The 9,526-nt window shown below is 56.2% G+C and carries 7 protein-coding genes; all 7 read right to left on the minus strand.

The window, feature by feature from the left end:
- The coding region (locus tag B2W52_RS11400) for a phosphoribosylanthranilate isomerase (RefSeq protein WP_286803111.1) at positions 1-309 on the minus strand (309 nt) is incomplete at its 3' end.
- Positions 306-1,214 (minus strand): tRNA pseudouridine(38-40) synthase TruA, encoded by a 909-nt coding sequence (gene truA / locus B2W52_RS11405; RefSeq protein ID WP_273096456.1) that lies wholly within the window; start codon positions 1,212-1,214, stop codon positions 306-308. The genes truA and B2W52_RS11400, both read right to left, overlap by 4 nt.
- Before the next feature lie 107 nt (positions 1,215-1,321).
- Positions 1,322-4,570, minus strand: coding sequence for a FimV/HubP family polar landmark protein (locus tag B2W52_RS11410; RefSeq protein ID WP_286803113.1), 3,249 nt, complete (start codon positions 4,568-4,570; stop codon positions 1,322-1,324).
- A 314-nt stretch (positions 4,571-4,884) separates the two neighbouring features.
- Complete coding sequence (asd, locus tag B2W52_RS11415; RefSeq protein ID WP_041645233.1) at positions 4,885-6,000, minus strand: aspartate-semialdehyde dehydrogenase; 1,116 nt, start codon at positions 5,998-6,000, stop codon at positions 4,885-4,887.
- Positions 6,001-6,131: 131 nt separating this feature from the next.
- Positions 6,132-7,205 (minus strand): 3-isopropylmalate dehydrogenase, encoded by a 1,074-nt coding sequence (gene leuB / locus B2W52_RS11420; RefSeq protein ID WP_104271227.1) that lies wholly within the window; start codon positions 7,203-7,205, stop codon positions 6,132-6,134.
- Between the two features lie 59 nt (positions 7,206-7,264).
- A complete protein-coding gene (gene leuD, locus B2W52_RS11425; protein ID WP_273069874.1) occupies positions 7,265-7,912 on the minus strand; it encodes a 3-isopropylmalate dehydratase small subunit in 648 nt (215 codons plus the stop codon).
- Positions 7,913-7,928: 16 nt separating this feature from the next.
- Complete coding sequence (leuC, locus tag B2W52_RS11430) at positions 7,929-9,347, minus strand: 3-isopropylmalate dehydratase large subunit (RefSeq protein ID WP_104271223.1); 1,419 nt, start codon at positions 9,345-9,347, stop codon at positions 7,929-7,931.
- Between the last annotated feature and the right edge of the window lie 179 nt (positions 9,348-9,526).

Consider the following 9,526-nt stretch of genomic DNA (forward strand, 5'->3'; position numbering starts at 1 on the left):
GATGGCCTTGATCCAGCGTCGACCAAAACTGGCACAGAAATCCGCCGATTCGTCGCCATGAAACTGCAGCAAATCCAGTGGCACCCGCTCGAGAACCGCCTCGACTTCCTGCCTGGATGGATTAACAAATAATCCGACCACTGACATGAACGCCGGAACACGCTTTGCCAACTCGGCGGCCTGATCCAACGACACTGATCGGGGACTCGGCTCATAAAAAACCAGACCCAGGGCGTCGGCGCCGAATTGAACAGCCCCGTCGATATCCTCGGGGCGGGTAAGGCCGCAAATTTTGACCCTTGCGCTCATTGGCTCGGAACCCGCTGTTTGACATGGATGTGTGTTGGGGTGAACGGACTGTTCTCTTCCCGAGTGAACCAGGGCCTCAGAAAGCCCGGGCCGCATTCGACAGCGGGGAGCCCAAATTCTTCCGGGTACCCCACATCAACCAGATACAGACCATGGGGAGGCGCGGTTACACCTGCAGCTGTCCGATCTCTGGCGACCAGTATCTCATGAATCCACTCCGGTCGCTGCTTTCCCGAACCAACCGCCATCAGGGCGCCGGCAATATTCCGGACCATGTGATGCAAGAACGCATTGGCCTGCACGTCTATTACGACAAAATCCCGCTTCCGGGTTACCGCAATACGCTCAAGAAACCGAATCGGTGTTCGAGACTGGCACCCGGCCGCACGGAAAGAGGAAAAATCATGTTCTCCGGCCAATGCCTGCGCGGCCTTGTGCATGCGATCTGCGTCCAGTGGGCGGAAGGTCCAGCTTACCTGGCCCCGCTGTATACCCGGACGCACTGGATGGTTATAGATGATGTAACGGTAACGCCGATAGGTCGCGGAAAATCGAGCGTGGAAATCACCGACTCCATTTCCTGCCCAGTGCACGGAAATGTCATCGGGCAGCGCCGTATTTATACCCATAACCCAGGAGCGCAGGTTACGGACAGACGGAGTGTCAAAATGAGCAACTTGATAGCTGGCGTGCACGCCGGCATCGGTGCGGCCCGCACACACAAGATCAACTGGATGGTTCGCAACCTTTGCCACCGCTGCCGTCAGTTCCGCTTCTACCGATCGGACACCGGATTTCTGGAGCTGCCAGCCATGAAACTCACGCCCATCATATTCGAAGGCAAGTGCGACGCGGCCCGCGCCTACGGCGTTATCGGTGGTGAGCTGCTGAGTCTCGAGAAACAAGTGCGAATCCGAAGAGAGTGGTTCTATAAAAACAAAGCGCCGACCTTGTTGCCGGGAAGATACCCGGCGGCCGGCGCTTGCTACCTGTCAGAACCGATTATAACGGATCAGGACAGATTTTTAAGGAGGTCTTGCGCCTCTGCTTTCTGGTCTTCGTTTCCTTCAAGGGATACTTCTTCCAAGATGTCGCGAGCTCCGTCGGTGTCACCCATCTCGATGTAGGCCCGCGCGAGATCCAGCTTGGTAGCGGCCTCATCAGTTCCGGCCAGGAAGTCAAAATCGTCCTCGTCACCGAGTTCGCTTTCCTCAATGTCCGCAGCCTGCGATTTGCGCGACTCATCGGAAACTTCATCAGACGCAACCGGGAGATCAAGATCACTCTCAGGTGTCTCCGACTCTTCGAGCTCATCGGTTACACCCAGCTGCTCGAGATCCTCGGCATCTTCAACCGTCTGTTCAGGATCCGCTTCCTCTGCATCGCCCTCACCGAGCGTGTCCTCAAGACCAAGCTCTTCATCGAGTGACGCCTCTTCGCTCTCCTCGGAGTTGGCTGAATCGGCAGAATCGGAAAACTCTTCCATCAGTGCCAGGTCTTCATCGGACACGTCCAGTTCCAGGTCATCCAGTGAAGATTCTTCCATCTCAGTGCCACCAAGCTCGTCTTCTTCACCGGCTACCTTGTCCAGCTCAGCATCGAGCTCGTCCAGGAATGACTCGTCCAGCGAATCAACGTCGGAGTCGCCGTCCAAATCAGAACCCTGCTCAGAGCCTTCCTCGGAGGTGGTTTTCGGCCTTTCGTCTGGCAGCTCCTCCGCCAGGTCTCCTTCGTCCAGATCACCCTCTTCCAGATCGAGGCTCAGGTCGTCATCAGAATCGTCGAGCGTCTGCTCTGTATCGGTTGGCTTGTCAGAGTCCGCTTCGAATTCCGAAGACAGATCCCAGTCTGTGGACTCCTCAAGCTCGGAGGTGTCTTCGGTCGAAGGCTTTTGTTCATCCGATTCCATCTCCAGACCCGAGAGATCGTATTCGATCATGTCGTCCCGGCTTTCCTCTGCGCTCTCTTCAGACGCGTCTTCCTTGCTGGCCTCGGATTCGTCATGCTCATCAAGCTCGAAATCAGACAGGTCAGTCTCAGAAAGGTCCGAATCAAAGTCGCCAAACTCGTTCTCGACCGGCTCTTCTTTTTCGGAATCAAACTTATCGGCGAGAAGTTCATCAGATTCCGGCTTGTCCTGTTTTTCTGTGGACTCATCACCGGTTTCTTCCGAATCATAAGATGTGGCAAACGAATCGGAACGTAACTGAGACTCAAGGTCATCGATGCTGGGCATCGACTCCGCCTCTTCCAGCCGCGCGCGCAGCTCGTTCGCAGTGGTCAGCGCTTCTTCATCGTCCAGAGCCTCGACCTCTCCGAATTGTTTTTCGAAAGAGTCGCGATCCTGGGTATCTGCGTAGACACCCAGCAGCTTCAGGCGCAGATCGGTGCGACTGGGCTCACGGGAAATTGCGGTTTCCAGAGCTTGGGCAGCCCGATCATGCTGGCCATAGGCAATGTAAGAGTCAGCCTCGGCCAGGGCGTCGCCCGCCGCAGATTGCTGATCCTCTTCATCCAGGCTCAGATCGAAGGAATCCGTTTCTTCGTCGGTTTCATTGTTCAGCTGTTCGTAAAACGCCTTTTCCCGGTTTGCATTGCGGCGGGCAAGCAGCAGGAGAAGCAACAGCAGAACGATCAGACCGCCACCAAGGGCAATCTGATACATCGGATTACCAGTTATGGCATCAATAACGTTACCGGGGAAACCTTTGTCGGCGGCCGGAGCCTGTTGAGCAGGCTTGGGCGCAGGCTCTGCAGATTGCTCTGTTTGTGTCGGGGCTGGCTCCGCCGCCTCAGTTGCTTCAACCGCATCATCGGTAGCCGCAACCGCCGGCTCATCCGCTCCAGACATTTCCGCCTGTTCTGATGCGTCACCGGCATCGGCACCCATCTGATCATCGGTTGCCTGTTCGGAATCGGCCATTTCGTCAGTTTCATCGACCATAGCCTCGGACTCGGCCATGTCGCCTGATTCACCCGCCGCTTCGGCATCCCCAACTTCACCGTCCATCATGTCCGAATCGACGGGTGCCGTATCACCTTCAACGGCCTCGTCCATGGCGACAGATTCCGCTGCTCCGTCATCGGCAGCCGGACTTTCAACGGGTGCGGTCTGCTCTGCCGTTTCATCACCAGCAGTCTGCTGCATTTCAGCAAGCTGGGTATTCTTGAGCTCAAGCAGGCGCTGCAGAGTCTGCACCTGGTCCTGCAGGTCCTCAACACGACTGTTCAGCTCATCGTTCTCCCGGCGAGCGCTTTCGAGCTCTTCCATCGCGACCGCTGTGCCGGCATCAACGCCGCCCGGCAGTTCGCTGTCACCGCCCGCGGAGCCACTTTCGCTGCCCTCACTGCCGGCGTCCTCGGACACCACGAGTTTGAGTTCATCACCTCCGGCGCCAGCCTGCTGTTGGGGCGCGGACGCTGCCTGCTGCTCGGCGGTTGCATCGACTGTGCGCTGGGGAGTCTGGAATTCCTGATTCTGCTGGGCAACCACGCGAGTAGCTTCAGCGCGAGTTCGACTCTGGATCTGGTCCAAAGACGGGACACGCAGCACTTCACCGCGCTTCAGTCGATTGATGTTATTGCCAATGAATGCGTTCGGGTTCAGGTCCTGGATTGCTAGCATGACCTGCTGCATAGAGACACTGTTGTCTGGACGCACCTGAGACGCGATGGTCCACAATGTGTCTGAAGCTCCGGTGGGCCCGAATGTATCAGCCTGATATCCGGAACCCAGCGACCGCTCGGCCTGAGCCTGGCGACGAACTGATTCGGCACTGCGAGTGGTCGTCGGCTGGCTGGTTGTCTGGGACGTGGAGACTGTTGGAGTGCTGACCTGTTCCTGCACGCCGGACTCTTCCGCGTATACAGGTGGATCCACCAGAACGGCGTATTCCCGCATTAACCGGCCGTTTGGCCAGGTCAACTCAAGCAGGAAGTTGAGGTACGGTTCCCTCAGAGGTTCACGGGAGGACACATTGACAATGAGACTGCCATCATTGCCGGTGACCACCTGGAACCTGAGCTTACTGAGAAACTGGTTGCGATCCAGCCCCACCCGCTCATATGCCTGTTCCGAGGCAATATTGACGAACACGTCCGCTGGATTGACGCCACGGCTTTGGGGCAGAACAATCTCTGCGTCCAGTGGCTCGTTCAGATAGGACTGAAGTTCTATTTCACCCAGCCCCAGGGCCTGTGCGACGCCGGATCCGAGCCCTCCCGCCAGAGCCAGGGCAACCGCAAGCTTGCGTACCTTCATGCTTTTTCCTTTCCAGTCTCCGTTATTCGTTACTGCTCTTTTTCAAACAGAATCGGACGAGGTTGGATGACTTTCGTCTTGATAATTCTCGTTATTATGTGTTCTTTTTAATTTTCAGTCCGGCAAGTATTGTTGATAAAACCTCTTTTATCAATCAATCAGCCGCAATCCTTGTACCATTTTTTTATCAATCACGCGGAACTACCTAGCGCTCTTGAAAATAACAGGGGCGGAGGCTGAAATCAGCCTCCGCCCCCTCACTGGTTTATCGAAACCGGACACAGTTGGCATTTATTGCCTCTGTGTAACAATTTTTAACGCTCCTGAAGGATCCGGAGCATACGGCGCAGCGGCTCAGCGGCACCCCACAGGAGCTGATCACCCACCGTAAACGCGGAAATGTATTCCGGCCCCATGGTCAGCTTGCGGATACGGCCGACAGGAACGCTCAAGGTACCGGTCACCTTCGCTGGAGTAAGTTCCTCAATGGTCGCATCACGATCATTGGGAATCACTTTTACCCAGTCATTCGCTTTCGCAAGGATCGACTCGATTTCAGAAACCGGGAGATCCTTCTTCAGCTTGATAGTCAGCGCCTGACTGTGGGAGCGCATTGCGCCAATCCGCACACAGATGCCGTCGATGGGAATCGGGTTATCGGAGCGCCCGAGAATTTTGTTGGTCTCGACTCCCGCCTTCCACTCTTCCTTACTCATGCCGTTGTCGAGCTGCTTGTCGATGAACGGGATAAGACTGCCGGCCAGGGGCACCTGGAAGTGCTCGGTCGGGAAGCCGTCCGAACGCATGGTTTCGGTTACCTTGCGGTCAATCTCCAGAATCGCGGAGGAAGGATCGTCCAGCTCAGACTTGACGCTCTTGTTGAGCTCGCCCATCTGGTTCAGCAGCTCGCGCATGTTCTGAGCGCCAGAACCGGAAGCCGCCTGATAAGTCATGGGCGACACCCACTCGATCAGATCCTGTTCAAGCAGGCCACCCAAAGCCAGCATCATAAGGCTCACGGTGCAGTTACCACCGATGTAGTCCTTGACGCCTTTCTCAAGCGCAGCATCAATCACGTTTCGGTTGACCGGATCCAGAACAATCACAGAGTGGTCGACCATCCGCAGGGTGGAGGCTGCATCAATCCAGTAACCTTCCCAGCCCGCGTCACGGAGCTTCTGATAAACCGCACCGGTGTAGTCGCCACCCTGACAGGTCACGATGACATCCATGGTTTTCAGAATCTCGACGTCAAACGCGTCCTGCAGAGGAGGAACGTCGTCTTTTCCCACGTCCGGCGCAGGCTTGCCAGCCTGGGATGTGGTGAAAAACACCGGTTCGATATCGGCGAAATCGTTTTCTTCACGCATGCGTTGCATGAGGACCGAGCCCACCATGCCACGCCAACCTACAAGTCCAACTCGCTTCATGTGCGATCTTCAGACCTCGTTTTATGCCCGCCCCATGCCTTTATCGCTGGCAGGGACAGGATGGGTGATCCCGCGGCAACTGCATCGCGTTGCCGTCGGGTCTCAAATACGCCTGTCAGGGCCTGGCCTCTTTACAGTGCAGCCAGAACCGCCTCCCCCATTTCCCGGGTGGACACTTTCTTTGCGCCCTCAGACATGATGTCCGCTGTTCGCAGACCCTGATCCAGGACCTTGCTGACCGCCGCTTCAATGGCTTCAGCAGCTTTTTCCTCATTCAGGCTGTACCGCAGCATCATGGCAGCACTGAGGATGGTGGCCAGCGGATTGGCAATGCCCTGCCCGGCAATATCCGGCGCAGACCCGTGGCAGGGCTCATACATGCCCTGCTTTTCGGAGTTCAGCGACGCCGATGGCAACATGCCGATCGAGCCGGTGAGCATAGCCGCTTCGTCCGAAAGAATATCACCAAACATGTTGCCAGTCACAATCACGTCAAACTGCTTGGGGGCACGGACCAGCTGCATGGCGGCATTGTCCACGTACATATGAGACAGCTCCACGTCCGGATATTCCCGGCGGAGATCGTTCATGATTTCCCGCCATAGAACAGTCACTTCCAGCACGTTGGCTTTGTCCACGGAGCACAGCTTTTTGCCCCGCTGCTGCGCGGCCTCAAAAGCCACCCGCCCGATACGACGAATTTCCGATTCTGTGTAGGCGTAGGTGTTGTAACCCTGGCGCTCTCCGCTCTCAAGTTCGCGCACACCGCGCGGCTGACCAAAATAGATGCCACCAGTCAGTTCACGGACAATCATGATATCGAGCCCGGAAACAACTTCCGGCTTCAGAGAAGAGGCGGAGGCCAGTTGAGGATAAAGGATTGCCGGGCGCAGGTTGGCGAACAGCTCCAGGTTAGAGCGCAAACCCAGCAGCCCCTTCTCCGGGCGCTTAGCCATGGGCAGACTGTCCCACTGAGGACCGCCCACGGCACCCAGAAGGATCGCGTCGGCTCTGGTGGCCTTTTCGAGGGTTTCATCCGGCAGCGGTGTGTCGGTTTCATCAATCGCCGCACCGCCCACGAGGCCGGACTCGAAATTCAGGCCAAGATTGAACTGATCATTGATCTTGTTGAGCACTTTTTCCGCTTCAGCGACAATTTCCGGACCGATACCGTCGCCGGGAAGCATCAGGATAGTTCTGGGCATGTTTTTTCCTTGTTCCATTCCTTCAGGTCGAATTAGAGCCAGCGTAATCGGACTGCCTATTACCCCCCGGCACCAAACAGCCAGGGCGCAGTTTTACGGCGGCTTTCTTCGTAAGACCGGATCAGCTCAGCGTCTTCCAGCGTCACGCCAATATCATCGAGCCCGTTCAGCAGGCAATGACGACGGAAATCATCTACCTCAAAGGTAAAGGTTTCGCCGGATGGGGTAGTTACAGTCCTGGCTTCCAGGTCGACTGCCAACTGATAGCCTTCACCCTGCTCCACTTCCCGGAATAAACGATCGACAATTTCCTCAGGAAGCACAATGGGTAACAACCCATTCTTAAAGCAGTTATTGTAGAAAATATCGGCAAAACTCGGAGCAATAATCACCCGGAACCCGAAATCCTCCAGAGCCCAGGGTGCGTGCTCCCGGCTCGAACCACAGCCAAAGTTACGTCGCGCCAACAATACACTGGCGTTCTTGTAGCGGTCCTGATTCAGGACAAAATCCGGATTAATCGGACGGGTGGAACAATCCTGATCCGGTTTGCCTTCATCCATATACCGCAACTCATCAAACAGGTTCGGGCCGAAACCCGTGCGCTTGATGGACTTCAGAAACTGCTTGGGAATGATCATGTCCGTATCCACGTTGGAACGGTCCATGGGGGCGACAACGCCCTGGTGTTGCTTCAATGCGCGCATGGTTCTCTCCTGTGGATCAGTTCATCAGCTCGCGGACATCAACGAAATGACCGGTTACGGCGGCAGCAGCAGCCATGGCCGGGCTCACCAGATGGGTACGCCCGCCAAAGCCCTGACGGCCTTCGAAGTTCCGGTTCGACGTGGAAGCACAGTGCTCCCCCTGCCCTAGCTTGTCGGCGTTCATGGCCAGACACATCGAACAGCCCGGGTCGCGCCACTCAAGACCGGCTTCGATAAAGATCTTGTCCAGACCTTCCTGCTCCGCCTGGGCTTTCACCAGACCGGAACCGGGAACCACCATGGCCTGCTTCAGAATCGGCGACACCTTCCGCCCTTTCACCACGGCCGCGGCCTCGCGCAGGTCCTCAATCCGGCTGTTGGTACAGGAGCCAATGAACACACGATCCAGCTTGATATCGGTAATCGCCATATTGGGCTGCAAACCCATGTACTTGAGAGCGCGAACAATGCCTTCACGCTTGATCGGATCGGCTTCCTGTTCCGGATCGGGCACCTTGCCATCAATTCCGGCCACCATTTCAGGCGACGTACCCCAGCTCACCTGCGGCTGGATTTCCGAGCCTTCGAGCTCAACAACCTTGTCGAAGACTGCATCGCTATCGCTATGCAAGGTGCGCCAGTATTCAACTGCAGCATCCCACTGCCCGCCCTTGGGCCCAAACGGACGATTGCGAACGTATTCGATGGTGGTGTCATCAACCGCCACCATACCAACTCGCGCACCGGCTTCGATGGACATGTTGCAGATAGTCATCCGCCCTTCCATGCTCAGGCCCTGGATGGCTTCGCCCCCAAACTCAATGGCGTGCCCGGTACCACCGGCAGTCCCGATCTTGCCAATGATGGCCAGCACAACATCCTTGCCGGTAACGCCCGGCCCCAGTTTGCCATTGACCTTCACCAACATGTTTTTCATTTTCTGCTGCACCAGACACTGGGTGGCCAGCACATGTTCAACTTCACTGGTGCCAATACCATGAGCCAGGCAACCGAAGGCACCGTGGGTGGATGTATGGGAATCCCCACAAACAATACTCATGCCCGGCAACGTTGCGCCCTGCTCGGGCCCGATAACGTGCACGATGCCCTGACGTTGATCCTTGATCTTGAACTCAAGAATCCCGAACTCGTCGCAGTTCTTGTCCAGTGTTTCCACCTGGATCCGGGAAACCGGGTCAACAATACCTTCGACACCACGATCACGATCCGTGGTAGGCACGTTATGGTCCGGCGTCGCAATGTTGGCATCAATCCGCCACGGCTTCCGCCCCGCCAGACGCAGGCCTTCAAATGCCTGGGGTGATGTCACTTCGTGCAGTAACTGACGATCGATATAAATCAACGCGGAGCCGTCGTCGCGCTGTTTGACGAGATGATCGTCCCACAATTTGTCGTATAAGGTTTTGCCCGCCATGGTTCTCTCTCACTCTCTGGGGGTTTTTGGTTCTGACGTTTGATGCCGACATCTTACCGCTTTGGAGTGGATAACCTCAATTCATGTTTTTTATCTTTGGCATCCGTTTTGGTTATACTTTGATGAAGGTCGCATGTAGCAGGCTGACTACCAAAACACGCCCGTGAATACATCCCTGT

The sequence above is a fragment of the Marinobacter sp. UBA2498 genome (assembly GCF_002341575.1).
Classification (GTDB): Bacteria; Pseudomonadota; Gammaproteobacteria; order Pseudomonadales; family Oleiphilaceae; genus Marinobacter; species Marinobacter manganoxydans.

Excerpts from the sequence above, each read along its gene's own strand:
- B2W52_RS11410 (WP_286803113.1), bottom strand. The coding sequence starts at position 4,570 with ATGAAGGTACGCAAGCTTGCGGTTGCCCTGGCTCTGGCGGGAGGGCTC.
- leuB (WP_104271227.1), bottom strand. The coding sequence starts at position 7,205 with ATGCCCAGAACTATCCTGATGCTTCCCGGCGACGGTATCGGTCCGGAA.
- asd (WP_041645233.1), bottom strand. The coding sequence starts at position 6,000 with ATGAAGCGAGTTGGACTTGTAGGTTGGCGTGGCATGGTGGGCTCGGTC.
- leuD (WP_273069874.1), bottom strand. The coding sequence starts at position 7,912 with ATGCGCGCATTGAAGCAACACCAGGGCGTTGTCGCCCCCATGGACCGT.
- leuC (WP_104271223.1), bottom strand. The coding sequence starts at position 9,347 with ATGGCGGGCAAAACCTTATACGACAAATTGTGGGACGATCATCTCGTC.